Annotated in this window: 24 protein-coding genes; 13 read left to right on the top strand and 11 right to left on the bottom strand. The window is 74.1% G+C overall.

Features of this window, described 5'->3' with window-relative positions; genetic code table 11:
- Entirely contained in the window at positions 1 to 600 is a 600-nt protein-coding gene (locus ACQPYX_RS20295) for a TetR/AcrR family transcriptional regulator (RefSeq protein ID WP_433799089.1), read from the bottom strand.
- A gap of 82 nt (positions 601 to 682) precedes the next feature.
- Here ACQPYX_RS20295 and ACQPYX_RS20290 point away from each other — a divergent pair, with 82 nt between their 5' ends.
- The 4 genes from ACQPYX_RS20290 to ACQPYX_RS20275 all read left to right on the top strand — a co-directional run bounded on the left by ACQPYX_RS20290 (position 683) and on the right by ACQPYX_RS20275 (position 5,620).
- Entirely contained in the window at positions 683 to 2,137 is a 1,455-nt protein-coding gene (locus tag ACQPYX_RS20290; RefSeq protein ID WP_433799088.1) for an APC family permease, read from the top strand.
- On the top strand, positions 2,124 to 3,413 hold the full coding sequence (locus tag ACQPYX_RS20285) for a D-arabinono-1,4-lactone oxidase (protein WP_433799087.1): 1,290 nt from the start codon (positions 2,124 to 2,126) through the stop codon (positions 3,411 to 3,413). The genes ACQPYX_RS20290 and ACQPYX_RS20285 overlap by 14 nt, the downstream gene beginning before the upstream one ends.
- Positions 3,400 to 4,401, top strand: a complete 1,002-nt coding sequence (locus tag ACQPYX_RS20280; protein WP_433799086.1) for an alanine racemase — start codon at positions 3,400 to 3,402, stop codon at positions 4,399 to 4,401. Before ACQPYX_RS20285 ends, ACQPYX_RS20280 begins: the two co-directional genes overlap by 14 nt.
- Before the next feature lie 91 nt (positions 4,402 to 4,492).
- On the top strand, positions 4,493 to 5,620 hold the full coding sequence (locus tag ACQPYX_RS20275; RefSeq protein ID WP_433799085.1) for a hypothetical protein: 1,128 nt from the start codon (positions 4,493 to 4,495) through the stop codon (positions 5,618 to 5,620).
- A gap of 82 nt (positions 5,621 to 5,702) precedes the next feature.
- On the opposite strand, the gene ACQPYX_RS20270 is transcribed toward ACQPYX_RS20275, so the two are convergent.
- Both ACQPYX_RS20270 and sthA read right to left on the bottom strand, forming a co-directional pair.
- Positions 5,703 to 6,005, bottom strand: a complete 303-nt coding sequence (locus ACQPYX_RS20270; protein WP_433799084.1) for a hypothetical protein — start codon at positions 6,003 to 6,005, stop codon at positions 5,703 to 5,705.
- A 96-nt stretch (positions 6,006 to 6,101) separates the two neighbouring features.
- Positions 6,102 to 7,514: a Si-specific NAD(P)(+) transhydrogenase gene (gene sthA, locus ACQPYX_RS20265; RefSeq protein ID WP_433799083.1), complete on the bottom strand. Its 1,413-nt coding sequence runs from the start codon at positions 7,512 to 7,514 to the stop codon at positions 6,102 to 6,104.
- Positions 7,515 to 7,645: 131 nt separating this feature from the next.
- Between sthA and ACQPYX_RS20260 the strand changes: the two genes are divergently transcribed.
- Complete coding sequence (locus ACQPYX_RS20260) at positions 7,646 to 8,758, top strand: DUF4192 domain-containing protein (protein WP_433799082.1); 1,113 nt, start codon at positions 7,646 to 7,648, stop codon at positions 8,756 to 8,758.
- A gap of 1 nt (position 8,759) precedes the next feature.
- On the opposite strand, the gene ACQPYX_RS20255 is transcribed toward ACQPYX_RS20260, so the two are convergent.
- From ACQPYX_RS20255 to ACQPYX_RS20245, 3 genes are read right to left on the bottom strand one after another with little or no spacing between them, the layout of a single operon-like run.
- Positions 8,760 to 9,434, bottom strand: coding sequence for an HAD hydrolase-like protein (locus tag ACQPYX_RS20255; RefSeq protein WP_433803770.1), 675 nt, complete (start codon positions 9,432 to 9,434; stop codon positions 8,760 to 8,762).
- A 2-nt stretch (positions 9,435 to 9,436) separates the two neighbouring features.
- Complete coding sequence (galE, locus tag ACQPYX_RS20250) at positions 9,437 to 10,405, bottom strand: UDP-glucose 4-epimerase GalE (protein WP_433799081.1); 969 nt, start codon at positions 10,403 to 10,405, stop codon at positions 9,437 to 9,439.
- 48 nt (positions 10,406 to 10,453) lie between these two features.
- Entirely contained in the window at positions 10,454 to 11,167 is a 714-nt protein-coding gene (locus tag ACQPYX_RS20245; protein ID WP_230756819.1) for a metal-dependent transcriptional regulator, read from the bottom strand.
- A 58-nt stretch (positions 11,168 to 11,225) separates the two neighbouring features.
- Between ACQPYX_RS20245 and ACQPYX_RS20240 the strand changes: the two genes are divergently transcribed.
- The 4 genes from ACQPYX_RS20240 to ACQPYX_RS20225 are packed head-to-tail and all read left to right on the top strand — an operon-like array spanning position 11,226 to position 16,600.
- Positions 11,226 to 12,137: a sulfurtransferase gene (locus ACQPYX_RS20240; RefSeq protein ID WP_433799080.1), complete on the top strand. Its 912-nt coding sequence runs from the start codon at positions 11,226 to 11,228 to the stop codon at positions 12,135 to 12,137.
- A gap of 20 nt (positions 12,138 to 12,157) precedes the next feature.
- A complete protein-coding gene (locus ACQPYX_RS20235) occupies positions 12,158 to 13,324 on the top strand; it encodes an acetoin utilization protein AcuC (RefSeq protein WP_433799079.1) in 1,167 nt (388 codons plus the stop codon).
- Positions 13,325 to 13,328: 4 nt separating this feature from the next.
- A complete protein-coding gene (locus ACQPYX_RS20230) occupies positions 13,329 to 16,067 on the top strand; it encodes a GNAT family N-acetyltransferase (protein WP_433799078.1) in 2,739 nt (912 codons plus the stop codon).
- Positions 16,068 to 16,123: 56 nt separating this feature from the next.
- Positions 16,124 to 16,600, top strand: coding sequence for a hypothetical protein (locus ACQPYX_RS20225; protein WP_433799077.1), 477 nt, complete (start codon positions 16,124 to 16,126; stop codon positions 16,598 to 16,600).
- Positions 16,601 to 16,921: 321 nt separating this feature from the next.
- On the opposite strand, the gene ACQPYX_RS20220 is transcribed toward ACQPYX_RS20225, so the two are convergent.
- From ACQPYX_RS20220 to ACQPYX_RS20210, 3 genes are all read right to left on the bottom strand, one after another.
- On the bottom strand, positions 16,922 to 17,995 hold the full coding sequence (locus ACQPYX_RS20220) for a sigma-70 family RNA polymerase sigma factor (RefSeq protein ID WP_433799076.1): 1,074 nt from the start codon (positions 17,993 to 17,995) through the stop codon (positions 16,922 to 16,924).
- Positions 17,996 to 18,152: 157 nt separating this feature from the next.
- On the bottom strand, positions 18,153 to 18,587 hold the full coding sequence (dtd, locus tag ACQPYX_RS20215) for a D-aminoacyl-tRNA deacylase (protein ID WP_433799075.1): 435 nt from the start codon (positions 18,585 to 18,587) through the stop codon (positions 18,153 to 18,155).
- A gap of 10 nt (positions 18,588 to 18,597) precedes the next feature.
- The gene (locus ACQPYX_RS20210) at positions 18,598 to 20,127 is read right to left on the bottom strand and encodes a DUF7059 domain-containing protein (protein WP_433799074.1); all 1,530 of its coding nucleotides are present in this window, start codon (positions 20,125 to 20,127) and stop codon (positions 18,598 to 18,600) included.
- A gap of 214 nt (positions 20,128 to 20,341) precedes the next feature.
- On the opposite strand from ACQPYX_RS20210, the gene acs reads away from it, so the two are divergent.
- On the top strand, positions 20,342 to 22,285 hold the full coding sequence (gene acs, locus ACQPYX_RS20205) for an acetate--CoA ligase (protein WP_433799073.1): 1,944 nt from the start codon (positions 20,342 to 20,344) through the stop codon (positions 22,283 to 22,285).
- Here acs and ACQPYX_RS20200 read toward each other — a convergent pair.
- Positions 22,282 to 23,217: a lysophospholipid acyltransferase family protein gene (locus tag ACQPYX_RS20200; RefSeq protein ID WP_433799072.1), complete on the bottom strand. Its 936-nt coding sequence runs from the start codon at positions 23,215 to 23,217 to the stop codon at positions 22,282 to 22,284. The genes acs and ACQPYX_RS20200 overlap by 4 nt on opposite strands.
- 118 nt (positions 23,218 to 23,335) lie before the next feature.
- Between ACQPYX_RS20200 and ACQPYX_RS20195 the strand changes: the two genes are divergently transcribed.
- The 3 genes from ACQPYX_RS20195 to ACQPYX_RS20185 are packed head-to-tail and all read left to right on the top strand — an operon-like array spanning position 23,336 to position 25,906.
- Positions 23,336 to 24,670: a class I SAM-dependent methyltransferase gene (locus ACQPYX_RS20195; protein ID WP_433799071.1), complete on the top strand. Its 1,335-nt coding sequence runs from the start codon at positions 23,336 to 23,338 to the stop codon at positions 24,668 to 24,670.
- The gene (locus ACQPYX_RS20190) at positions 24,667 to 25,491 is read left to right on the top strand and encodes a DUF1295 domain-containing protein (protein ID WP_433799070.1); all 825 of its coding nucleotides are present in this window, start codon (positions 24,667 to 24,669) and stop codon (positions 25,489 to 25,491) included. The genes ACQPYX_RS20195 and ACQPYX_RS20190 overlap by 4 nt, the downstream gene beginning before the upstream one ends.
- 10 nt (positions 25,492 to 25,501) lie before the next feature.
- Positions 25,502 to 25,906, top strand: a complete 405-nt coding sequence (locus ACQPYX_RS20185; RefSeq protein WP_433799069.1) for a PPOX class F420-dependent oxidoreductase — start codon at positions 25,502 to 25,504, stop codon at positions 25,904 to 25,906.
- An 84-nt stretch (positions 25,907 to 25,990) separates the two neighbouring features.
- On the opposite strand, the gene ACQPYX_RS20180 is transcribed toward ACQPYX_RS20185, so the two are convergent.
- Complete coding sequence (locus ACQPYX_RS20180; RefSeq protein WP_433799068.1) at positions 25,991 to 26,452, bottom strand: peroxiredoxin; 462 nt, start codon at positions 26,450 to 26,452, stop codon at positions 25,991 to 25,993.
- Positions 26,453 to 26,495 lie beyond the last annotated feature (43 nt).

Genomic DNA, 26,495 nt, shown 5'->3' with positions numbered 1-26,495 from the left:
TCACCCCGGCGCACGGGCCAGTCCGGCCAACTGTGCGGCGAAGGCGTCGAGCGCGTCCAGGGCCGCCGCCGAGTCCCGGTCCACCAGCCACGCGATCGTCACGCCGTCGGTGACCACCACGAGCATCCGGGCCAGCTGCTCCACCGGGATCGACCACGCCACGCCGCAGGCGTCGGCCAACGACTCGAGCGTCGCCGCCGCCGTCCGGTGGTAGGCCTCGTACTGCCGCTGCGCGACCCCGGCCAGGGACGGCTCGTGCAGGGCGTGGTGGGTCAGCCCGGTGAGCACGACCTCCCGCTCCGGGGCCGCCTCGACCGTCGCCCACCACTGCCGCAGCGTCTCGCGCACCGACGGCCCGAGGCCCCCGACGATGTGCACGCCCTCGGCCTGCGCGTCGCGCAGCGCGGCCACGGTGACCTCGGTGAGCTCGACGAAGAGCTCGGACTTCGAGGCGAAGCAGTAGTGGAACGCCGCGACCGGGGCGCCCGCCTCCGCGCAGATGCGGCGGGTCGTGGCGGCGGCGAAGCCCTCCGCGCCGATGACCCGGAAGGCCGCCTCGACCAGCTGCTGCCGCCGGTCGGTCGCCGACACCCGTGCCACGGAGACCTCCAGACCCGGACCAACTTGGACAACTGTCCCAGACGCTTGACTCAGTATGACGCAGGTCGCACGCTGTCGAGCCATGGAGGCCGGATACGCGAGTTCGTTCCCGCGGGTGCTGCGACGGTTCGCGCTGTTCGCGATCGCGTTCTCCGTCGTCTCGATCACCACCGGCATCTTCGTCAACTACGCCTACGGGCTGACCACGCTGGGCCCGGCCGCGGTGTGGCTGTGGCCGGTCGCCGCCGTCGGGCAGCTCCTCGTGGTGCTCGTGCTGGCCGAACTCGCCGCGCACATGCCGCTGGCCGGGGCGAACTACCAGTGGTCGGCGCGGCTGGTGAACACCGGCTTCGGCTACACCGTCGGCGCGCTGGGCCTGCTGTACTCCGCGGTCGGGCTGCCGGGGATCGCACTCGTCGGGCTGGCGCCGCTCGCGGCCACCGTGCTCGGGCTGGACGCGTCCGACCCGCTGACGCTCCTGGTCGTGGCGGTCCTGGCGCTGCTGCTCGCCTACGCGGTGAACATCGTGCGGGTGCAGCTCGCGGCCCGGGTGAACAACCTCGCGGTGTTCGCCGAGATCGTCGGCACCGTCGTTCTGTCGGTGCTCCTGCTGGTCCTCTGGGCGACCCACCGCGGCTCGACACCCGACGGCGGGCACGGCCTGGGCTTCCTCGCCGTCACCAACCCGGGCACCCCGCTCGCCGACGGCATCGTCGGCGGGGCCCTCATCGGCATCTTCACGCTCGTCGGCTTCGAGGCCGCGGCGGACATGGCCGAGGAGGCGGTCGACGCCCGGCGCACCGTCCCGCGGGCGATGATCGTGGCCGCCGTCGTGTCCGGCGTGCTCGGTCTCGTCGCCCTCGTCGGCTTCACCGTCGCGATCCCCGACCTCGCCGCCGTCGAGGCCGCGCCCGTCCCGCTCGCCGCGATCGCGACCTACTGGCTCGGCCCGGTCCTCACCGACGTCTTCCTCGTCATCGTCGTCTTCTCCATGTTCGCGCTGCTCGTGGTGGCGGCGGCGTCGAACTCGCGGCTGATCTTCGCGATGGCGCGCGACGGGCTCCTGCCGGCGTCCCGCGCGCTGCGCCGGGTCAACGCGGGGACGGCGACGCCGGTGGTGGCGCTCGTCGTCAGCCTCGTCCTCTGCCTCGCGCTGCTCGGGTACGGGACCCTCGACGGGTCGGCGTTCACCATCCTCGTCGGCGCCACCGCGCTGGTGCCGTACCTGATCTACCTGCTCACGCTCGGCGGGTACCTCGCGCGGCGGAGGCGTCTTCGCGACGAGGGCGTGGGCTCCTTCTCGCTCGGCCGTGCGGCGTTGCCCGTGGCGGGGCTGGCGATGCTGTGGCTGGTCGTCGTGGTGGCGGCCCTGACGCTGCCGGAGGCGTTCCGCGCGGCCGACTACGTGGTGCTGGGCGGACTGGCCCTCACCGGGCTCTGGTACGTGGCGGTGCTGCGCCGCCGCCTGCGCGACGGGACGGCGGGGCTGCCGCAGGACTCGTCGTCGAGAAGGGAGAAGCGCCTTGACCTGGCGTAACTGGGCCGGGAACCAGCGCACCACCCCCACCCGGCGGGTCGTCGCGCGGACCACCGAGGACGTGGTCGCCGCGGTCAAGGAGGCCGCGCGCGACGGGCTGCGGGTCAAGGCGACCGGCTCCGGCCACTCGTTCACCGGGATCGGCGCGCCGGACGGGATCGCGCTCGCGGTGCCGTCGCAGGGCGTCCCGGAGGTGCGCGGGATGCTCGCGACGGTCCCCGCGGGCATGACGATCCGCGCGCTGAACGCGGCCCTGTGGGAGCAGGGACTCGCGCTGCCGAACCTCGGGGACATCGACGCGCAGACGGTCGCCGGCGCGGTCGCCACCGGGACGCACGGCACCGGCGCGGCGCACACCGGGATCGCGGCGCGCATCCGGGAGCTGGCGATGGTGCTCGCGGACGGGTCGGTCGTGACGGCCAGCGCGGCCGAGCACCCGGAGATCCTCCACCACGCGCGGGTGGGGCTCGGCGCGCTCGGCGTCGTCACCGCGGTGACGCTGGAGTGCGTGCCGGCGTTCGCGCTGCACGCCACCGAGTCGGCCCTCCCGCTGGCCGAGGTGCTGGCCGGGTTCGACGAGCTCGCGGCGCAGCACGACCACGTCGAGTTCTACTGGTTCCCGCACACCGACGTCGCCGCCACGAAGATCAACGACCGGACGACGGCGACCGGGCCGACCCGGGGACGGATCGGCGCCTGGGTGGGCGACGAGCTGCTCGGCAACGGCGCGTTCGAGCTGGTGTGCCGGGCGGGCGCGGTCGTCCCGTCCGCCGTGCCGACGCTCAACCGGGTCATGGCGGGGCAGATGGCGAACGCCGAGTACGTCGACCGCTCCTACCGGGTGTTCACGAGCCCGCGGCGCGTGCGGTTCAAGGAGATGGAGTACGCGGTGCCCCGGGCGGCACTGGGCGAGGCCTTCGCCGGGCTCCGCGCGGCCGCCGAGCGGCACGGGGCGGACGTGACGTTCCCGGTCGAGGTGCGGGTGGCGGCGGCCGACGACGTCCCGCTGTCCACGGCGTCCGGCCGCGACTCCGCCTACCTCGCCGTCCACGTGCACCACACCCGGCCGCACGAGGCCTACTTCGCCGCGGTGGAGTCGGTGATGACCGCCCTGGACGGGCGCCCGCACTGGGGGAAGCTGCACACCCGCACCGCGGCCGGCCTGGCCGCGTCCTACCCGGAGTTCGCCGACTTCGTGGCCCTGCGCGACCGGCTCGACCCCGAGCGCCGCTTCGGCAACGCCCACCTCGAGAGGATCCTCGGTGCATCTGGCTGACCTGACGACCCCGGCGCTCGTCGTCGACGAGGCGGCCCTGGAGTCGAACCTCGCCGCGATGGCGGCCCGCTGGCCGGGGGAGACGCTGCGCCCGCACGTGAAGGCGCACAAGACGACCGCGCTGGCCGCCCGGCAGGCCGCGCACGGCGCGACCGGGTTCACCTGCGCGACGATCCGCGAGGTCGAGGGGATGGCCGCCGCCGGGCTCGGGCAGGACCTCCTGCTGGCCAACGAGGTCCTCGACACCCGCCGCCTCGGACGGCTGGACGCGCGCGTGACCGTGGCCGTGGACTCCCCGGAGACGATCGACGCCGCGGTGGCGGGCGGGGTCCGCGAGGTGCTGATCGACGTCAACGTCGGGATGCCGCGGTGCGGGTGCCGGCCCGCCGAGGCCGGGGCCCTCGCCGACAAGGCCCGCGCGGCGGGCCTGCACGTGCGCGGGGTGATGGGCTACGAGGGCCACCTGCAGGCCTGGCCGGACCCCGAGGAGCGCGCCCGGCTCACGACGACCGCCATGGAGCTGCTGCTCGCCGCGCACCGCGACGTGGGCGGCGACGTGGTCTCCGGCGGGGGCACGGGGACGTCCGCCTGCAACCCGTACGTGACCGAGATGCAGGCCGGCTCGTACGCGCTCATGGACTCCGCGTACACGGCGGCCGGGGTGGGCTACGCGCAGGCGCTGCACGTGCTGGGGACGGTGGTGCACACCTCGGTCGCGCGGCCGGACATGCCCGCGTACGCGGTCGCCGACGTCGGGCTCAAGGCGCTCGGGATGGACCACGGCAACCCGACGATCCCGGGCGCGCAGGTCTGGTTCTGCTCCGACGAGCACGTCACCTTCGCCGCCGACGACCCGGTCCGCGTCGGTGACCGGGTCCTCGTGACCCCCGCCCACGTCGACCCGACCGTCGCCTACCACGAACGGATGCACGTCGTCCGCGACGAGGACGTCCTCGAGACCTGGCCGGTGGATCTGCGGGGTTGGTAGGAGTTAGTCCTCCCCCTCCCACCGGGTACGGCAGGCCGGCAGTTGACGTCGGCCGTCCTACCCGTGGCGGCCAGAGGAGGAGGACGACCTGATGGACCTGTCGCGCACGCGGGAAATCTTCGAGCGGCCGGGGCCGTTCGCGACGGTCTACCTGGAGGCGACGAACCCGGGCGAGAACGCCGCGAAGCAGACCGAGCTGCGCTGGCGCGGCCTGTCGGACTCGCTCACCGAGCAGGGGGCCGACGACAAGACGGTCGCCGCGCTCGCCGAGGTGTTCACCGGGACCCGGGGCGGCGAGCTGGACGCGTACGGCCGCGTGGTCGTGGCCGCCGGTGGCGAGGTGCTCCTCGACGAGGCCGTGGAGGGCGTCGACCGCTCCGGGGACGTGGCCACGTGGTCCCCGCTGCCCGAGCTCGGCTCGTACTTCCGCTCGCAGTCGGGCAGCGTCCGCGTGGTGCTCGCCGTGGTCGACCAGACCGGCGGCGACGTCTACCAGGTGGTCGCGTCGAACGTCGAGGGTGCACGCGAGGTCGCGGAGGAGACGATCCGCGGCACGGCCGTCGAGACCGTGCACAAGCCGCGCGAGGGCGGGAACGCCCACAAGCAGCGTCAGCGCCGCCACGCCGAGGCGAGCTACCAGAACGGCGCCGACGTGGTGAAGGGCATCCAGTCGGCGGTGAAGTCGTTCCGGCCGGAGATCATCGTGCTGGCGGGCGAGGTCAGCGGCCGCGAGGTCGTGCGCAGCGAGATGCCGAAGGACCTCGTCGAGCTCACCCGTGAGATCGACGCGGGCAGCCGGGCGGCGGGCGCGAGCGAGGACGCGCTCGAGGACGCCCTGCTCACCCAGGCGGGCCTCGCGGCCACCGAGAAGGAGACCGCGATCCGCGAGCGGTTCCACGAGGCCAAGGGGCACAACAACGCCGCGGAGGGTCTGGAGGCCGTGCTCGAGGCGGCCCGCAACGGCGCGGTGGACACGCTGCTGCTCGTCGACGGCACCCACGTCGAGGGCGAGCTGTGGACCGGGGCCACCCCGGAGGCCATCTCCACCGAGCGCGACCGCGCGGCGTCGCTCACCGACGGCGAGGTCGTCCAGCGGCCCGCCGAGCAGGTGCTGCTGCGGACCACCGGGGCGCTCGGCGGCTCGGTCGCCGTGCTCGGGGCGGGCACCGAGCTGGTCGACAACGTCGGCGCGCTCCTGCGCTTCCCCGTCGGGGGCTGACGGCCCACCTCCCGGTCCGAGCGAACGGCACTCTCGCGCACATAGATGCAGCGAGGGTGCCGTTCGTTCGGGGAGGTGACGATCAGGCGGGCGGCGCGGGCGCGGCCGGCCCTGCTTGGACGGCCGGGGCGGGGCCGGCGGGTCCACCGGGCCCGGGCGGTCCGGCGAGACCGGTTCCGAGGATCACGGCGGTGCCCACCCCGAGGCCGAGGACGAAGGCGAGGGCCGCGGAGACCACGGCGCGGCCGAAGCCGGCGGGCTCCTCCGGCCGTGGTGTCGGCGGCAGCGTGGTGCGGCCGCGCTCGTCGTCGAGGGCGCGCTCCCACTCGGTGAACCCCGGGATCCCGGCGGGGCTCGCAGGCATCGTGAACTGACGTTCGCTCATGGGGCCACCGTGGGAGACGGACCTGAAGTCACCCTGAGCCGGCGCCGATCCTCAGCGGCCCTTCAGCGCGTGCCGAGACGGGAACGCCCGGAACGCTCAGGCGAAGGCCTGGAGCGCGCGGATCTTGTTCGTCGCGTCGAGGGCGGCGACCTTGTAGGCCTCGGAGAGGGTCGGGTAGTTCAGGACGGCGTCGACCAGGTAGTCCACCGTCCCGCCGCAGCCCATGATCGCCTGCCCGACGTGCACGAGCTCGGTGGCCGACGTGCCGAAGACGTGCACGCCGAGCAGCGCGTGGGTGTCGGGGGAGACGAGCAGCTTGAGCATCCCGTAGTCGTCGCCGACGATCTGGCCGCGCGCGAGCTCCCGGTAGCGGGCGATACCCACCTCGTAGGGCACCGCCTTCTCGGTCAGCTCCGCCTCGGTGGCACCGCAGTAGGACACCTCCGGGATCGTGTAGATCCCGTACGGCGCGAGCGCGGCGTCCGCGTGGCCCACCGGCTCGTCGAACGCGTGGTAGGCGGCGAGCCGGCCCTGCTCCATCGAGGTCGCGGCCAGGGCGGGGAACCCGATGACGTCGCCGACGGCGTAGATGTGCGGCACCGACGTCCGGTAGTGCTCGTCGACCGTCAGCCGGCCGCGCGCGTCGGCCGCCAGACCGGCCTTCTCGACGGCGAGCTCCTCGGTGACGCCCTGCCGGCCGGCGGAGTACATGACGGTCTCGGCCGCGATCTTCTTCCCGCTCGCGAGGGTGGTGACGGTGCCGCGGTCGGACACGCTCACCCCCGAGACCTCCTCGCCGAAGCGGAAGGTGACCGCGAGGTCGCGCAGGTGGAACTTCAACGACTCCACGACCTCGGCGTCGCAGAAGTCGAGCATCGCCGGGCGGCGCTCGACGACGGTGACCCGCGTGCCCAGCGCGGCGAACATCGAGGCGTACTCGATGCCGATCACGCCCGCCCCGACGACCACCATGCTCGCCGGGATGGCCTCCATCGCGAGGATGCCGTCGGAGTCGACCACGCGGCGGTCGTCGAACTCGACCGACGGAGGCCGGGCCGGCTTGGTGCCCGTCGCGATCACGATCTTGTCGGCGGTGACCGTCTGGTGCTCCCCGCGCCGGTCGCCGAGCACCTCGACGGCGTGCTCGTCGAGGAACCGGGCGGCGCCGGAGAGCAGGTCGACGCGGTTGCGCTGGAGCTGCGCGCGGATCACCTCGACCTCGCGGCCGATGACGAAGTGGGTGCGCGCGAGGAGGTCCTGCACGGTGATGTCCTGCTTGACCCGGTAGCTCTCCCCGTAGAGCCCGCGCATCGCGTAGCCGGTCAGGTAGAGCACGGCCTCGCGCAGCGTCTTCGACGGGATGGTCCCGGTCTGGGTGCAGACGCCGCCGACCATGCCGCGCCGCTCCACCACCGCGACGCGCTTCCCGAGCTTGGCCGCGGCGATGGCCGCCTTCTGCCCGCCGGGACCGGAGCCGATGACCAGCAGGTCGTAGTCGTGGGTCGCCACGCCAGGACTGTGACCGGTGTTCTCGGGAGGGGCAAGCGCGTGCGGGTGACGGGGCGGTGAAGGCTCGCGCCGCGCTGCTCCGATCGGGTGGAGCGTGGATCCGTCGGGGCCCGGCCCGAGTCAGTGCCCGTGTGAGCACCCGGAAGAAGTCCCGCAACCGTCGGCCCCTGCGTTCGCGCCGTCCGCGGCGCGCTCCCGACGAGCAGGTGGTCGTCCCGATCTCCGATCCGGCCGATCTGGTCGCCTCGATCCCACCCCTGTTCGGCTTCACACCCGAGGAGTCGCTCGTCGTCCTCGGCATGCACGGCCCGGACCGGTCACGTCGCCTCGGGGCGTCGCTGCGCATCGACCTCGGTGACGACCCGGCCGACGACGTCGTCCTCGCCGACGCGGCGCGGGACCGGCTGGCGCCGACCGGGCCGGACGCGATCGTCGTCGTGGTGGTGTCGGCCGGCCCGCCCGGTGCCGACGGGCGTCCGCCCGGTGCCCGGCTGGTCGACGCGGTCACCGACGCCTTCGCCGAGCTCCGGATCCCGCTGATCGGTGCGACGTGGGCCGAGCGGATCGCCGCCGGGGCGCCCTACCGGTGCTTCGAGCGGTGCGACTGCTCGGGCACGCTGCCCGACCCCGGCGGCACGCGCACGGCCGCCGAGACGACGGCGCTCGGGCGCATCACCTACGGCTCGCGCGACGAGATGGCGGCCGCCCTGGCGCCCGGACCGGGTGCCGGCTCGCGGCGTCGTCGGGAACTCGTCGACGACGCCCTCGAGGCCGCGGTCCTCGACCGGGAGCTCTCCGGCCCGGCCGCGGCGCTCCGCGACCTGGAGGCGGTGCGCCGGGCGGTGGCGGAGGTGGCGGCCGGCGGAGTGCTCGCCGAGGAGGAGATCGCGCGCCTGGCGGTCGCGCTGTGCGACCCCCGGGTGCGCGACATCTGCCTCGGCTTCGCCGCGGGGTGCGACGACGCCGTCGATCCGGCGGCGGCCGAGGAGCTCTGGCGGGTCCTCGTGCGGGCGGTCCCCGAGCCCGAGGTCGCGGAGCCGGCGACGCTGCTCGCGTTCGCGTCGCTCGACCACGGCGGCGGGGCCACCCTGACGACCGCGCTGGAGCGCGCCCGGCGCGCCGACCCCGACCACCGGCTGAGCGGGCTCCTCACGACGATGCTCGCCGCCGGCCAGACCCCGGAGACGGCCCGGCGGATGGTCGAGCGCGCCGTCGCGGAGACGAGCCGACAGCTGGCGGGGTGACTCAGCGCAGGGCGTCCAGCGCGGCCGGGACGTCGGTCGGCACGTCGACGACGGCGGCCGCGCCGGCGTCGGTCAGCTCCTCGCGCCCGCCGAAGCCCCAGGTGACGCCGACGCAGGGCAGGCCGTGGGCGCGGGCGCCGTCGACGTCGTGGTGGCGGTCGCCGACCAGCGCCACCACCGGCCCGTCGTGCGCCGCGAGGGCGAGCCCGACGACGGCGGCCTTGCCCTCGACGGTGCCGTCGAACTCGGCGCCGAACACGCCGCCGGCGAAGTACTTCTCCAGCCCGACGTCGGTGATCACCTCGTGGGCGAAGGGGCGGGGCTTGCTCGTGGTCACGGCGAGGCGGTCGCCGCGGGCCACGAGGTCGGCGAGCAGGTCGGGGATGCCGTCGTACACCGTGACCTCGCGCATCAGGCCGCCGCCGTAGACCTCGCGGTAGGTCGCCATCATCGCGTCGGCGGTGGCCGTGTCCACCCCGAGGACGTCGCGGAACGCCTGCGGGAACGGTGGGCCGATCAGGGCGCGCAGCTGCTCGTCGTCGGGCTCGGCGATCCCCACGCTCGCCGCCGCGCGCCGCACCGACGCCCGGATGCCGGGGCCGGAGTCGACCAGGGTGCCGTCGAGGTCGAAGCAGATCAGGGGCGAGCGCAGCGACGGGGAGGGGTTCAGGGGCATGGTCACGCGGACACCCGGCCCTGCGCGAAGGCCCAGGCGTCGGCGACGATGCCGTCGAGGTCGCCGCGGGTCGGGCGCCAGCCCAGCCGTTCCTGCGCCCGGGCGGCCGAGGCGACGAGCACGGCGGGGTCGCCGGCGCGGCGCGGGGCCACGGCGGCGGGAATCGGGTGCCCGGTGACCCGCCGACAGGCCTCGATGACCTCGAGGACGGAGAACCCGGTGCCGTTGCCGAGGTTGCACACGAGGTGCTCCCCGGGCGGGGCGACGTCGAGGGCGCGCAGGTGGGCGTCGGCGAGGTCGTCGACGTGGATGTAGTCGCGCACGCAGGTGCCGTCGGCGGTGGGCCAGTCGTCGCCGTAGATCGCGACCTGCTCCCGGGTGCCCGCCGCGACCTGCAGCACGAGCGGGATGAGGTGGGTCTCGGTGGTGTGCCGCTCGCCCTGGGCGCCGTGCGCGCCGGCCACGTTGAAGTACCGCAGCGACACCGCGCCCAGCTCCCGCCCGGACGCGGCCGCGTAGGAGGCGATGGCGTGGTCGATCGCGAGCTTGGTGGCGCCGTAGGGGTTGGTCGGCCGGGTGGGGGAGTCCTCGGTGATCGGCGTGCTCTCGGGCTCGCCGTAGGTCGCGGCGGTGGAGGAGAACACCAGGCGCGGCACCCGGTGCGCGCGGATCGCGTCGAGCAGGGCGATCGAGGTGACGACGTTGCCGTGCCAGTACCGCGCCGGGTCGGTCACCGACTCGCCCACCAGCGAGCGGGCCGCGAAGTGCAGCACGCCGTCGTAGCCGTCGGCGAGGACGTCGGCGGCCGCGGTGGCCACGTCGCCCTCGACGAGGCGGGCGCCCGCCGGGACGGCGTCGCGGTGTCCGGTCGAGAGGTCGTCCAGGACGGTGACGTCGTGGCCCGCGTCGAGCAGGTGCGCGGTGCACACGCTCCCGACGTACCCGGCGCCCCCGGTGACGAGCAGCTTCATGCGCTCGAGTCTGACCTACCGGGCTGTGCCCCCGATGAGGGGCGGGGCTCAGACCGCGCGGACCAGGACCGCGTGCGCCACCAGCGGGTCGACCTCGGACTGCCGGCCGCCCGAGCCGACGTTCACGGCGTCGCCGAAGCGCGGGATGCCGACGACGTCGACGTCGCTGCCCGGCAGCACGCCCGCGGCCTTGAGCCCTGCCATCAGCGGCTCGTTGAGCTGGACGTGCTCGGCGATCCGGCGGATGACGACCTTGCCGCCACCGGCGCGCGCGAACTCGTCGAGCCGGACGAGTCCGGCCTCGTCGGGCGTGGGGGTGCGGGTGGGCAGCTCGGTGCCGTCGCCGCGCAGTTCCTCGAGACCGGGGATCGGGTTGCCGTAGGGCGAGACGGCGGGCTCGCCGAGCAGCGCGAACACCTTGCGCTCCACGGCCTCGCTCATCACGTGCTCCCAGCGGCACGCCTCGGTGTGGACGTGCTCCCACTCCAGCCCGATGACGTTGACCAGGAGGAGCTCGGCCAGCCGGTGCTTGCGCATGACCGAGACGGCCTTGCCGCGGCCCTCCGGGGTCAGCTCGAGGTGGCGGTCCCCGGCGACGTGCACGAGACCGTCGCGCTCCATCCGGGCCACCGTCTGACTGACGGTCGGCCCGCTCTGCTCGAGGCGTTCGGCGATGCGCGCGCGCAGCGGCACCACACCCTCCTCCTCGAGCTCGTAGATGGTGCGCAGGTACATCTCCGTGGTGTCGATGAGGTCGTTCATCCCCACCCCTTCCGTCCCGATCACGATCCTACCGAGAAGGACACGGCACGATGGACCCGTGCCGAACTCGCAGGGGCCGCTCGTCGCCGCCGCCGATCTCGTCGCCGAGTTGGCCGGCGGTCCGGCCGGCACCGACGGGCGCCCGATCGTCCTGGACGTCCGCTGGCGCCTCACGCCGCCGCCGAAGAAGCGCACGCGCCGCCGCCCCGACCCCGTGGGCGAGCCGGACTTCGACGCCGGCCACGTGCCCGGCGCGGTGTTCGTCGACGTCGACTCGGAGCTCGCCGGTCCGCCCGGCCCCGCGGGCCGCCACCCCCTGCCCGACCCGGACGACCTGCAGACCACGCTGCGCCGGACCGGCGTCGTCCCCGGCAGCTCCGTCGTCGTGTACGACGCCGTCGGCGCGGGCGACGGCATGGCGGCCGCCCGGGCGTGGTGGGTGCTGCGCTGGGCCGGGCTCGGGCCGGGGCAGGTGCGGGTCCTCGACGGCGGGTTCGGCGCCTGGACCGCCGCGGGCGGCGCGTCCTCGACCGTGTCCGGCGGGGTGCGCACGCAGGGCGACATCGACGTGGCCGGCGGCGCCATGCCCGTGCTGACCGCTGAGTCGGCGGGGGCGCTCGGCCGGGACGGCGTCCTGGTCGACGCCCGCGCCGCCGAGCGGTACCGGGGCGAGACCGAGCCCATCGACCCGGTCGCCGGGCACATCCCCGGAGCGGTCAACGTGCCGGTCGCCCAGCTGCTGGCCGACGACGGGCGCTGGCGGCCGGCGGCCGAGCTCGCGGAGCTGCTCGGGCGGGCCGGGCTCGGCAGCGGGGAGGCCGGCGCGTACTGCGGGTCCGGGGTGAGCGCGGCGATGCTCGTGCTCGCGGCCGAGATCGCCGGGGTGCGGCCGCCGGAGGACCCGGTGGCGCTCTACGTCGGCTCCTGGTCGAACTGGGTCGCCGGCAAGCGCCCGGTGGAGACCGGCTGAGGCTGGGTAGCGTGCGCGCCATGCGCGCCACGGTGGTCTGGGACGAGGCCCTGCTCGCCTACAAGCTGTCCAACGACCATCCGCTGCACCCGGTCCGGCTGGACCTGACGATGCGGCTCGCCCGCAGCCTCGGGGTGCTCGAGGGGGTCGAGCCGCTCATCCCCACGCCGGCGCCCGACGAGGAGCTGGAGCGGGTCCACGTCGCCTCCTACCTCGAGGCGGTCCGACGGGCCCCGAGCCACGGGGACGACCCGGTGCACCAGCTCGGCACCACCGACAACCCGATCTTCGAGGGCATGCACGACGCCTCGGCGCTCGTGGCGGGCGGCTCGATCGCCGCCGCCCGGGAGATCGCCGAGGGGCGGGCCGACCGGGCGGTGAACCTCTCCGGCGGCCTGCACCACGCGATGCGCGACCACGCGTGGGGGTTCTGCGTCTACAACGACTGCGCGATCGCGATCAGCTGGCTGCTCGACCACGGCTACACCCGGATCGCCTACCTGGACACCGACGTCCACCACGGGGACGGGGTGCAGGCCGCGTTCCTCGACGACCCGCGAGTCATGACGATCTCGGTGCACCAGCACCCGCGGACCCTCTGGCCGGGCACCGGGTTCGCCTCCGAGCTGGGGGAGGGCGCCGCCGCCGGCACGGCCATCAACCTGCCGCTCCCGCCCGGGACCCGCGACCAGGCGTGGCTGCGGGCCTTCCACGCCGTCGTACCCGGCCTGCTCCGGGCCTTCGAGCCGCAGATCCTGGTCACCCAGTGCGGCGCGGACACCCACCACGAGGACCCGCTGGCCGAGCTGTCGCTCACCGTGGACGGGCACCGCGCGATCTACCGGGCCTGCCGCGACCTCGCGACCGAGTACGCCGGCGGGAAGTGGCTCGCGCTCGGCGGCGGGGGCTACAACCTGTTCCGCGGGGTCCCGCGCTCGTGGACCCACCTGCTCGCGACGGTGCTCGACCGCGACGTCGACCCGGACCGGACGATCCCGGCGGAATGGACGTCACACGCCTCCACGCTGACGAACCGGCCGCTGCCGACCACCATGACGGAGGACGCCCCGACGGACTGGACGCCGTGGGGCGGGTACACCGAGATCGACGTCGATCGCTTCGTCCTGGAGACCCGCCGCGCGGTGTTCCCGCTGCACGGCCTCGAACCGCAGAACGTCCTGGACTGATCCCATGAGCACATCCCCGGCCTGGTCGGACACCGAGGTCTCGAGCCTCGACGCGGCCACCACGCCGGTCTCGGCCGTGCCCGACGCGCCCTACCCGCGCCACTGGGAGGCCGACGTCGTCGCCGCCGACGGCGCGACCGCCCACCTGCGCCCGATCACCCCCGACGACGCGGACGCCGTGGTGGCCTTCCACGCCCGGCTCTCCGAGCGGACGCGGTACTTCCGCTACTTCAGCCCCTACCCGTCGATCCCGGCGCGTGACCTCAAGCGCTTCGTCGAGGTCGACCACCACGACTCGGTGGCGCTGGTGCTGTGGCTCGGCGGCGAGATCATCGCCGTCGGGCGCTACGTGCGGCTCGGCGCCGACGACCCGTCGGCCGAGGTGGCGTTCGTCGTCCGCGACGACCACCAGGGCCGCGGTCTCGGCTCGATCCTGCTCGAGCACCTCGCCGCGGCTGCGGCGGAGGTGGGCATCAGCCGCTTCGTCGCCGAGGTGCTCTCCGAGAACCGGGCGATGGTGCACACGTTCCGCCAGGCCGGCTACGACGTCACCCGCTCGCTCGACGGCTCCACGCTGCACCTCGAGTTCGACGTCGCCGCCACCGACCGCTCCACCGAGGTCCGTCGCTCCCGCGAGCAGGCCGCCGAGGCCCGCTCGGTGGCGAACGTGCTGACGCCGCGGTCGGTCGCGGTGGTGGGCGCGTCCACCGACGAGCGCAAGCTCGGCCACGTCGTGCTCCGCAACCTGCTGCTCGGCGGGTTCACCGGGCCCGTCTACCCGGTCAACCCGGAGGCGCGCTCGGTCCGCGGCGTCCGCGCCTACCCGACCGTCACCGACATCCCCGACGACGTCGACCTCGCGGTCCTGGCCGTGCCGCCGGAGGAGGTCCCGGGGGTCGTCGACGGGTGCCTCGAGAAGGGCGTGCGGGCCCTCGTCGTCGTCACGTCGGGCTTCGGCGAGACGGGGGAGGAGGGCATCGCCCGGCAGCGTGAGCTGGTGAGCGAGGCCCGGTCGCGCGGCATGCGCGTCGTCGGGCCGAGCGCGCTCGGCGTGGTCAACCTCGACCCGGCGGTCCGGCTAAACGCCTCGCTCGCCCCGACGCTGCCCCCGCCGGGCCGGGTCGGGTTCTTCTGCCAGTCCGGGGCCCTCGGCATCCAGATCCTCGCCGCGGCCGCCCAGCGCCGCCTGGGGCTCTCGACGTTCGTGTCGGCCGGCAACCGCGCCGACCTCTCGGGCAACGACCTCATGCAGTACTGGGACACCGACCCGACGACGGACGTCGTGCTGCTCTACCTGGAGAGCTTCGGCAACCCGCGCAAGTTCGCCCGCGTCGCCCGCCGGCTGGCCCGCCGCAAGCCGGTGGTGGCGGTCGCCTCGGGCCGGCACGCGACCCCCGGGCTCGCGGCGAGCACGTCGCCCCTGGAGGAGGCGTCGGTCGCCGCGGTGTTCGACCAGTCCGGCGTCATCCGGGTCAGCTCCGTCGACGAGCTGTTCGACGTGGCGCTGCTGGTGGCGAACCAGCCGCTGCCGCGGGGCCCGCGCATCGGCGTCGTCGGGAACTCGAGCGCCCTGGGGGTGCTGGCCTCCGACGTGGCGCTCGCCCACGGGATGCACCTCGCGTTCCCGCCGGTGGACGTCGGCTCGATGGCCGACCCCGCCGAGCTCGCCGACGCCGCCCTGCAGGCCCTCGAGGACGACCGGTGCGACGCGCTGGTGATCGTGTTCTCCCCGCCGGTGGCCACCGACGGCGCCGAGCACGCCGACGCCCTCGCCGAGGTGGTCACGAGCGCCGACAAGCCGGTGACGACGACGTTCCTGGCCTCGTCGGGCGTCCCCGAGCACCTGGCGGTGCCCTCCGAGCTCGGCGGTTCCGCCGTGCCCGCCCGCGGCAGCGTCCCGTCCTACCCGTCCCCGGAGCGCGCGGTCATCGCGCTGGTCCGGGTCATCCGCTACACCCAGTGGCTCGAGCGGCCGGTCGGCGACTTCGTGGTGCCGCCGGGCTGCGACCTCACCGCGGCCCGGGAGTTCGTCGACGGCCTCGGGCCGATCGAGACCGCCCTGGTGCTCGACGACGACCAGACCGCGGAGCTGCTGCGGCGCGTCGGCATCCACGTCGCCCCGTTCCGGCGGGCGCGCACCCGCGACGAGGCGGTCGCGGCCGCGGCGGCCCTGCGCGAGCAGGGCGGGGGCGAGGTCGTCGTGAAGACCGTGGTGCGGACGTGGCGGCACCGCACCGACCTCGCGGGGGTGCGGACGGGCCTGTCCGACGACGAGGCGGTGGCCTACGCCTACCAGCAGCTCGCCGACCTGTCCGGCTCGCCCGAGGTCGACGTGCAGGTCCAGGTGCCGCCGGGGATGCCGGTGGTGGTGGAGCTGCGGGACGACCCGTCCTTCGGGTCGCTGGTGTCCTTCGGGCTCGCCGGGGTGGTCACCGAACTGCTCGGCGACCGCGCCTACCGCGCCACGCCGCTCTCGACGATGGACGCCCACACCCTGGTGCGCGCCCCGCGGGCGGCGCCGATGCTCGACGGGTACCGCGGTGCGCGGCCGATGGACCTCGCCGCGCTCGAGGACCTGCTGCTGCGCGTCGGCCAGCTCGCCGACCACGTGCCGGAGCTGCGTTCGCTCGTGCTCGACCCGATCCTGGTGGCCGAGCGCGGCGTGCACCCGACCTCCATGCGGGCCGTGCTCGGGCCGCCGCCCGGTCCCCGCGACGACGGGCCGCGCCGACTCGGCGGGTGACCCGTGCGGGTGAGGCGCCCGGTGCCCGGGAGGCGGGTGGGGGACGATCGCCGGCGATGCGTGCCCTGCCGATGATCGTGTTGCTCGCCGCCGCCCTGCTGCTCGCCGCCGGGTGCGGTGGCGGCTCCGAGCCGTCGGGAGCGCCGTCGCCCGCCACGGTGCCCACGGGTGCGCCGCCCGCCGGCACGTCCACCCCGCCGGTGCCGGTCGACCCGCTGGTCGCCGCGCCGCCGCCCGGCGGCACCGCGCTCGACCCCGCCCGGGTCACGACGACGGGGTTGCCGGCCGGCTTCCCGACGCTCGTCTGGACCACCGGGCCGCGGACCCTCGGGGTGTACGGCCGCGCGGGCGGGTGCACCGAGGCGACGGCCGCGGTCGCCGAACAGACCGCCGACGCGGTGACGGTGCGGATCACGCAGACCTCGACGTCGACCGGGCCGTGCACCCGCGAGCTGCGCTACCCCGCGTTCGAACTGCCGCTGGACGCGGACCTGGGACAGCGCCGGGTGGTGCTCACCGGCGAGACGCGCTGACCCGGCACACGGGGGCCGAGGAACCGGGACGGCCCCCGGCCGTCCCGGCCCCTCGTCGCGGGTGACCGGGCTGCGGTCACCGTGTCGGTGGCCGGGGGCGGTACCGCCGTCCCGGCGTGCCGCGCGTCACACGCGCTGCGGTGTGAGGAGCATGCGCCCCGTGGCGCGAGGGGGTCAAGCGACCGAGAGAGCGGGCCGTCCGAGGACGGATGACTCGATTCCGGAGCAGCGCGTGACCACGTGAGCGGTTGCGCGACGAGCAACGGCCGGTGCCCGACCCCGTCGGGGGTCCGGCACCGGCCGTCGGTGTCGCGCCACGTGTCAGCTCGCGGCGTAGGCCTTGAGCCGGCGGGCCCGGTCGCCCTCGCGCAACTTGGACATGACCTCGCGCTCGATCTGGCGGACGCGCTCGCGGGAGAGCCCGAAGCGCTTGCCGATCTGGTCGAGCGTGCGCGGCTGGCCGTCGTCGAGGCCGTAGCGCAGCCGGATCACGTTCTGTTCGCGCTCGTCGAGCGTCGCGATGACCCGACGCATGTCGTCGTGCAGCAGCCCGGAGATCACTGTCGACTCGGCGTCGGTGGCCTCGGCGTCCTCGATGAAGTCCCCGAGCGGGGCCTCCTCCTCGGAGCCGACCGGCATGTCGAGGCTCACCGGGTCGCGGCTGTGGTCGAGCAGGTCGGCGACCTTCTCGACGGCGAGCCCGGACTCCTCGGCCAGCTCCTCGTTCGTGGCCTCACGCCCGAGGGTCTGGTGCAGGTCGCGCTTGATGCGGGCCAGCTTGTTGACCTGCTCGACCAGGTGGACGGGCAGGCGGATCGTGCGGGCCTGGTCGGCCATGCCGCGGGTGATGGCCTGCCGGATCCACCACGTCGCGTAGGTCGAGAACTTGAAGCCCTTGGCGTAGTCGAACTTCTCCACCGCCCGGATGAGGCCGAGGTTGCCCTCCTGGATCAGGTCGAGCAGCGGCATCCCGCGGCCGGTGTAGCGCTTGGCCAGCGAGACCACGAGCCGCAGGTTCGCCTCGAGCAGGTGCGCGCGGGCGCGGCGGCCGTCGCGCGCCACCATCCGCAGGTCCTTCGCCCGGTCGGCGTCGACGTCGGCGCCCGCGACCTCGAGCAGGTGCGCGGCGAAGACGCCGGCCTCGATGCGCTTCGCCAGCTCCACCTCGTCGGCGGCCGTCAGCAGTGCGGTCTTTCCGATACCGTTGAGGTAGACACGGACGAGATCGGCGGCCGGGCTCTGGGCGTCCAGGTCGCTCTGGATCTCGGCCTCGGTCTGCAACGCGGTGCTCTCGGTGCTCTCGGAGGTCTCGGCGCCGTCGGGGGTCGACTCGGGCTGGACGGCCTCAGCAGGTACGTCGCTGCGAGACGTCCGCGGGGCGAGTGTCGCCGTCATGGAATCCTCCCTGCGCGGCGTGGGTCTGGCGCGCCGCGTCACATGGTCGAACGCGCGGTGGCGCGCGATCGTTCCCGCGCACCGGCTCGTCCTCCGGATAGCCGCTTGTGACGGTCCTGACGCGTGGTTCCGGTCATCGCGCGGCAACCAGGGCGCGTCAGACCTCCACCAGCACGGTGAACGGTCCGTCGTTGACGGATGCCACCGCCATGTCCGCGCCGAACCTCCCGGTGGCCACCGTCGCGCCCCGCGCCCGCAGCGCGGCCACCACGGCCCCGACGACCCGCTCCGCCTCCTCGCCCGGGGCGGCCGCCGACCACGAGGGTCGTCGTCCTCGGCGCGTCTCGCCGTAGAGAGTGAACTGACTCACGACGAGCAGGCCCGCGCCGGTGTCCGCGCACGAGGCCTCGCCGTCGAGGATCCGCAGCTCGTGCAGCTTGCGCGCCATCGTCGTCACCGGCTCGTCCCCGCGGGACGGGTCGTCGCGGTGCACTCCGAGCAGCACCAGCAGCCCGGGCCCGTCGAGCGCGCCGACCACCGCGCCGTCGACGGTGACGGACGCCTCGGTCACCCGCGCGACGACGGCCCTCACGGCACGGCCCTCACGCCACGGCCTCGCCCCGCGGCACCAGCAGGCCGTGCAGGAACAGCTCCCGGACGACGGGCAGCGCGGCGGCGGTGAGCTCCTCGGCGTCCCGGCCGTGTGCCACGGCGAGCAGCTCGAGCAGGTCGGACAGGGGCAGGTGACCGCGACAGCCGGCGAGCAGGGACTCGCCGAGCTCGTCGAGGTCGTGGCGCCACTGCGGGCCGTCGAGGCGCACGAGCGTGCCCCCGATCCGCTGCCAGCCCTCGTCCGAGCCGGTGAAGCCGCGTTCCAGCGCCGTGGTGGGCGGGGCGACGAGCGGCTCGTCGAGCAGGTCGTGCCCCCGCAGCCAGGCCACCCGGTCGAGCCAGGCCTCGATCTCGGGGCCCAGCGGGTCGCCGATGGCCTGGCGCATGTCCTCGAACACGACCGTGCCGTCCTCGCCCGGGGCGGTCCGCCGCACCGTGACGAACCCGAAGCCGATCCCCGCCACGTCGTGCTCGGCGAAGAAGTCCAGCCACTCGGCGGTGCGTGCCCGGCCGGCGGGGGAGGCGGGGTCGACGCCGGCGTCGCGCAGCCAGGTGCCGACGTGCAGCGCCGGGTCGGCCACGTCCCGCTGCACCACCCACGCGTCCAGCCCGCCCGGGGCGGCCGCCCGGGTCGCGTCCTCGATCCACCGCCGCGGCCGGGTCGTCCAGCCGGTGCCGGGTTCGGCCGCCTCCAGGTCGGCTCCCGTGATCAGCCAGGAGGCGAGGAGCTGGCCGACCCCGCCCGGCGCCAGGACGTCCGGGAGCGTGGACACCAGGAGGGCGGAGGCGCCGTCGCCGCCGAGCCCCGAGTCGCGGTAGACGTGCTCGACGGCGGGCGGCCCGGGCACGAACGGCGGGTTGCAGACGACCTGGTCGAACCGGCGGCCCGCGACCGGCTCCCACCACGGGCCGGTGAGCACCTCGACGTCGACACCGGAGATCGCGAAGGTGGCACGGGCGAGGGTGTTCGCGCGCTCGGAGACGTCGGTCGCGGTCAGCGACGAGGCGTGGCCCGACGCGTGCAGGGTCTGCACGCCGCAGCCGGCGCCGAGGTCGAGCAGGGTCGCCACCGGCCGGCGCACGGTCGCGCGGGCCAGCGACATGGAGGCCGCGCCCGCACCGAGCACGTGCTCGGTCGCCTTCCCGTCGCCGCTGTCCAGGTCGGAGACCACCCACCACGAGCCGTGCTCGTCGGCGTGCGGGCGGAGGTCCAGCGCGGCCACGACACCCTCGGCGTCGCGGCGCAGCAGCCCCGCGTCGAGCACCTCGTCGAGGGTCGCCGGCGCGAACGCCGCCGTGGCCTCCGCGGCGGTGACCGACTCGGAGAGCAGGAAGAGGCGCACCAGCGTGCGGAAGGACCCGTCGTCGGGAAGGCAGCGGCGGGCGGGCTCCGGCTCGCCGCGGTCGAGGGCCGCCCCGGCCTCCGCCCCGAGGGCCTCCGCGACGCCCTCGACGGTGAAGCCGGCCGCGCGGAACACGTCGCCCAGGCGCGGCGCCAGCGCGGGGAGTCGATCGATCACGGCCGACAGTCTGGCCTCCGGATCGGTACACCGTTCCCGGGGTCACTGTGACGGGTTGCACTCGGACCCGACGGGGAACACGCCGTCCGGACGAACGGGGACCTCGCCGCGCCGATCGTGGCAGGGTTGCCCCACCGGGTCCGGGCGGTGACGCTGCGCACAGGTCCTGCCCGCCCCGGGCCAGTGGAGAAGCGAAGGAACCGGAGGCCAGCGGATGTCGGAGCAGGGCTCGAGTCAGGGAAAGACCTACCCGCCGGACCCGGAGCTGTCGAAGACCGCCAACGTGCGTCCCGAGATGAAGGAGCAGGGGCTCGAGGAGTTCTGGGACGAGCAGGCCAAGAGCAGGATCAGCTGGTTCGAGCCGTACGAGACGGTGCTCGACTGGCAGCTGCCGTACGCCAAGTGGTTCGTCGGCGGGAAGCTGAACGCCTGCTACAACGCCGTCGACCGGCACGTGGAGAACGGGCAGGGCGACAAGGTCGCGCTGCACGTCGTCCCCGACGACGGGCCCGACTCGGCGGACGCGCACGACATCACCTTCGCGCAGCTGCAGGAGAAGGTCGTCCGCTTCGCCAACGGGCTGAAGAAGCTCGGCGTGTCCAAGGGCGTCCCGGTCGGCATCTACATGCAGATGATCCCCGACGCCGTCGTCGCGATGCTCGCGTGCGCCCGCCTCGGCGCCCCGCACACCGTCGTCTTCGGCGGCTTCAGCGGCAAGGCGGTCGCCGAGCGCTGCAACGACCTCGAGTGCAAGGTCCTCATCACCCAGGACGAGGCGCTGCGTGGCGGCAAGACCGCCGCCCAGAAGACCAACGCCGACGAGGGCCTGGACGGGGCCGGCAGCACGACGGTCGAGAAGATCCTCGTGGTGAAGCGCACCGGCGGCGACATCCCGATGAGCGACCGGGACGTCTACCTCGACGACCTGATCGAGGGCGAGTCGGGCGACGCCGAGAGCTGCCCGTGCGAGCCGATGGAGTCCGAGGACCTGCTGTTCCTCCTCTACACCTCGGGCTCGACCGGCAAGCCCAAGGGCGTCGTGCACACCACCGGCGGCTACCTCACCGGCGTCGCGACCACCCACAACCTCGTCTTCGACGTCAAGGACGACTCGGTCTACTGGTGCGCCGCCGACATCGGCTGGATCACCGGGCACAGCTACATCACCTACGGCCCGCTGGTGAACGGCGTGACCTCGGTCCTCTACGAGGGCGTGCCGGGCTATCCGGACAAGGAGGTGTGGTGGAAGATCGTCGAGAAGTACGGGGTCACGATCCTCTACACCTCACCCACCGCGATCCGTTCGCACATGAAGTGGGGCGAGCAGCACGCGCAGGCGCACGACCTCTCGTCGATCAAGATCCTGGGCAGCGTCGGTGAGCCGATCAACCCCGAGGTCTGGGAGTGGTACCGCAAGCACGTCGGCGGCGACAAGGCGCCGATCATGGACACCTGGTGGCAGACCGAGACCGGGCACATCCTGATCACCCCGCTGCCCGGCATCACGACGATGAAGCCGGGTTCGGCCCAGCAGCCCTTCCCGGGCGTACGGCCGGAGATCCGCGACGACGAGGGCAACGTGCTCGGGGTCGAGCAGACCGGCAACCTCGTGCTCACCGCCCCGTGGCCCGGCATGATGCGCGGGCTCTACAAGGACGACGAGCGCTTCCGCGAGACCTACTGGTCGAAGTACTCCGACGCCTACTTCGCGGGTGACGGCGCGAAGTACGACGAGGACGGCGACATCATGCTGATGGGCCGCCTGGACGACGTCGTCAACGTGTCGGGCCACCGCCTCTCGACCTTCGAGATCGAGAGCGCGCTGGTCGAGCACGGCGACGTGGCCGAGGCCGCCGTCGCCGCGCGCAAGGACCCCGACACCGGCCAGGCGATCGTCGCCTTCGTGTCGCTCACCGGCGACAAGACGGGCACCGAGGAACTGGAGCAGGCCCTGCGCGAGCAGGTGGCCCAGTCGATCGGCAAGCTGGCCCGCCCGGCGACGGTGATCTTCGCCAACGACCTGCCCAAGACCCGGTCGGGCAAGATCATGCGCCGTCTGCTCAAGAACCTCGCCGAGGGCGAGGAGCTGGGCGACACCTCCACGCTCGTCGACCCGTCCGTGGTCGACGAGATGAAGAAGCAGATCCAGGGGAGCTAGCCGCGGTCGTCGCCGGCGGTCGGACCGACCGCCGGCGGCGCCTCGCCGCGCAGGACCGCCAGCTCGTCGGTGACCCGGTTCATGATCCGGTCGGTGGCCTCGCGCAGCGCGCTGCCGCGCTTCTGCTTCCCGACGAGGTCCGCGAGGTCCACCGGCTCGCCGGCCAGGACCCGCAGCGTGGGCCGGGGCAGGAGCGTGGGCCGGGTCGCCCTCGGGGGCAGCAGGTGGTTCGACCCCCACTGGCCCACCGGGATCACCGGTGCGCCGGTCTCCAGCGCCATGCGGGCGATGCCGGTGTGCGCCTTCTGCGGCCAGCCGTCGGACTCGTAGGGGAAGCCGCCCTCCGGGTAGACCACGACGCACTCGCCGCGGTTCACGGCCTCGACCGCCGCGCGGTAGGCCTCGATGCCCGAGGCCTTGCGGTCGACCGGGATGTGGCGCCCGCCCCGCAACGGCGCGCCCACGACCGTCATGCCCCACAGCTCCTTCATCGCGAGGAACCGCGGGATGCGCCCCTGAGCCATGCAGTAGGCGACCAGCACGATCGGGTCCACGTGCGAGAGGTGGTTCACCGCCAGCAGCACGCCGCCCTGGCGCGGTACGTGCCGCCCGCCCCGGAAGTCCCACCGGGCCACGGCCATCAGCACCGGCCACAGCAGGTCGATCGCGAAGCCGTACCAGAACCCGCGGTCGCGGCGGGCGTAGAGCACCCAGATCGCCAGCTTGCGCCACAGCCGCATCGGCCGGCCCGGCGGGCGCCGGTCGTGGCCCTGCGCGATGCGGCGGACCGTCGGGTGCGGTCGCGGCTGGTCGACGTGCTGCGGGGCCTCCGGCGCCGTCGGCGCGGCCGGGGCGACCGGCTCCGGGGGCGGCGCGGCGAGCGGGGACGGGCCTTCGTCGGGGAGCGACGGCTGCGGCGCCTGGGAGGACATGCCCCGGATCATGGCCTGTCCGGCGCCGTGCCCGCATGAGTAGTTCTCCCGGCCCGCCGAACCGCGGGGGCGGCCACCGCGATGATCCTGCCGAGGTCGGAACGGCGTGGGAGGTCGGATGGCAGGCGCAGCAGCACGGGTGGTCCGCGCGGCGAGCAGGTTCGTGGACGGGACGCTCCCCGTGCGCATCCGCGCGTGGGACGGCAGCGAGGCCGGCGCGACCCGCGAGTCGGGCGCGCCCGTCGTCGTCCTGAACCACCGCCGGGCGCTGCGGCGCCTGCTGTGGCAGCCGGGCGAGATGGGGCTGGCGCACGCCTACGTCTCCGGGGACCTCGACGTCGAGGGCGACCTGCAGGAGGGCCTCACCGCGATCTGGGGCCTCGTGCGCGACGGCGCGGTGAAGCCGCGTCGGCCCGGCGTCACCGAGCTCCCCGCCGTGCTCGCGGGCGCCGCGACGCTCGGGCTGCTCGGTCCGCGGCCGGCGGCGCCGTCCGAGGCGATCCGGCTGCCGCGGTTCGCGAAGCTGCACTCCAAGCTGCGTGACCGGGCGGTGATCCACCACCACTACGACGCCGGCAACGCCTTCTACGAGCTCATCCTCGACCGGAACATGGCGTACTCGTCGGGCTACTGGAGCGACCTGTCCGCGCCGCTCACCGACGAGAACCTCGTCGCCGCGCAGGACGCCAAGCTCGACATGATCTGCCGCAAGCTCGGGCTCGGGCCGGGCTCGACGCTGCTCGACGTCGGGTGCGGGTGGGGCTCGCTGCCCATCCACGCCGCCAAGCACTTCGGCGCCCACGTGCGGGGCGTGACGATCGCGACCGAGCAGCGCGACCACATCAACCAGCGGATCCGGGCCGAGGGCCTGGCCGACAAGGTGCAGGTCGACCTGATCGACTACCGCGACGTGCCCGCCCAGATCGAGGAGTACGGCACGTTCGACGCGGTCTCGAGCATCGAGATGGGCGAGCACGTCGGCGATGGCAACTACCCGACGTTCGCCTCGATCCTGGTCGGCGCCGTGCACCCCGGCGGGCGCGCGCTCGTGCAGCAGATGTCCCGCCGCCCCGGCGACCACCCCGGCGGTGGGCCGTTCATCGAGACCTACGTGACCCCGGACATGGTGATGCGCCCCGTCGGGGACACGCTGACGCTGCTCCAGCGCGCCGGCCTCGAGGTCCGCGACGTCCACGTCATGCGGGAGCACTACGTGCCGACCTGCCGCGCCTGGATCGCCACGCTCGAGGCGAACTGGGACCGCGCGGTGGAGCTGGCCGGGGAGCGGGGCGCCCGGATGTGGCGGCTCTACCTCGTGGGTGCGGCGCTGGCGTTCGAGGAGAACCGCATGGGCGTCGACCAGATCCTGCTGGCCCGCCCGACGGCGACCGGCCGCTCCGGGATGCCCGCGACGCGTTCGTCCTTCGAGCCCGGGGGTATCTCGGTCGCATGAGCTTCGACTGGGCGGCCGCCGGCATCCTGCTGGCGGTCGCCGTCGGCGTCGTCGTCGTGACCTTCGCGGTGACGCTGCTGGTGGCGCGGGCGGTGGGGAAGCACTCGGTCGTCGACGTGACGTGGGGGCTGGGCTTCGCCCTGGTCGCCGGGTCCGCCTACGTGACGTCGGGTCTGCTCGGCGTCGGGAACCCCGCGGTGCGGCTCGTCGCGCTGCTGCTGCCGGTGATCTGGGGGCTGCGTCTCGCGATCTACATCGGCTGGCGCAACCACGGGAAGGGCGAGGACCCGCGCTACACGGAGATGCTGGGGGAGGGGCACGCCCCGGGCGCCACGACCTGGACCGTCGTCCGCAAGGTGTACCTGACCCAGGCCGGCGTGCAGCTCGTGGTCGTGCTCCCCGTGCTCGCAGCGATGGTGCGCGCGTCGACGGTGTCGGTGCTGCTCGTCCTCGGGGCACTGGTGTGGCTGGTCGGGTTCTTCTTCGAGTCGGTCGGCGACGCCCAGCTGGCGCGGTTCAAGGCGGACCCGGCCAACCAGGGGAAGATCCTCGACTCGGGGCTCTGGCGGCTGACCCGGCACCCGAACTACTTCGGCGACTTCTGCGTCTGGTGGGGCATCTTCCTGGTCGCCGTGGGGCACCCCGCCGCACTCGTCACGGTGGTCGGACCGGTGCTGATGAGCTACCTGCTGATCAACGTCACCGGCAAGGAGCTCCTGGAGAAGGGGATGTCCGGCCGGCCCGGGTACGCCGAGTACGTCGAGCGCACGAGCGGGTTCTTCCCGCTGCCGCCCGGCTCCGCCCCCGCCCGCGCGACCTAGGAGTGACCCCGTGACCGTCCCGCTCCCCGACGGACTCGTCGAGCTGCTGCGCCGCCCGGCGCCGTGCTTCATCGCGACCCTCATGCCCGACGGCTCGCCGCAGATGACCGAGACCTGGGTCGACACCGACGGCGAGCACGTCGTCGTCAACGTCGTCGGCGGTATGCAGAAGGCCCGCAACGTCGCGCGCGACCCGCGGGTGGCGCTCAACGTCGCGGACCCGGACCAGCCGGCGCGCTACTACGGCATCCGCGGCCGGGTGGTCGGGACGACGACCGAGGGCGGCAAGGACCACATCGAGGAGCTCTCGCAGCGCTACCTCGGCCGGCCCTACCCGGTGTTCTCCGGCAACCCCGACGAGACCCGCGTGATCCTGCGGATCGCCGCCGACTCGATCCACGCGCCGTTCGGCTGAGCGGGCCCCGCCCCGACACGAGCGAGCGGCACTCTCGCGCGCTCCATGTGCGCGAAAGTGCCGTTCGCTCGGGGAGGCGGGGACTCAGTTCTCCGCGCGCTTGCGCAGCACGGCGAGGGCGGAGTCGGCGTGCTCGTCGAACTTCATCTCGCCGGTGATCACCTCGAGCACCGTGCGGTCGGTGTCGATCACGAAGGTCTTGCGCTTGATCGGCAGCACCGGCAGCCACGACCGCTTGGCGTCGAACTGCTTCGCGACCTCACCCTTCGGGTCGGAGAGCAGCGGGTAGTCGAACGAGTTCGCCTGCGAGAACGTGTGCTGCTTCTCCACCGAGTCCGCGCTGATCCCGACGCGCTGGGCGCCGACCTCGGCGAACTCGGTCGCGAGGTCGCGGAAGTGGCAGCTCTCCTGCGTGCAGCCGCCGGAGCTGGCGAGCGGGTAGAAGAACAGGACCACCGGCCCGTTCGTCAGCAGCTCCGACAGGGTCCGGGTGGCCCCGGAGTCGTCGGCGAGCGAGAAGTCGGGCGCGGTGTCTCCGGCCTTCATGGGGGCGGGTCCCTTCCAGACGTCGGGTGTCGGTCCGTCTTCG

It is taken from the genome of Actinomycetospora sp. CA-084318, from assembly GCF_050955885.1.
Classification (GTDB): domain Bacteria; phylum Actinomycetota; class Actinomycetes; order Mycobacteriales; family Pseudonocardiaceae; genus Actinomycetospora.
The sequence above is the reverse complement of the archived record's forward strand: the minus strand, read 5'-3'. Positions and strand labels throughout refer to the sequence as shown.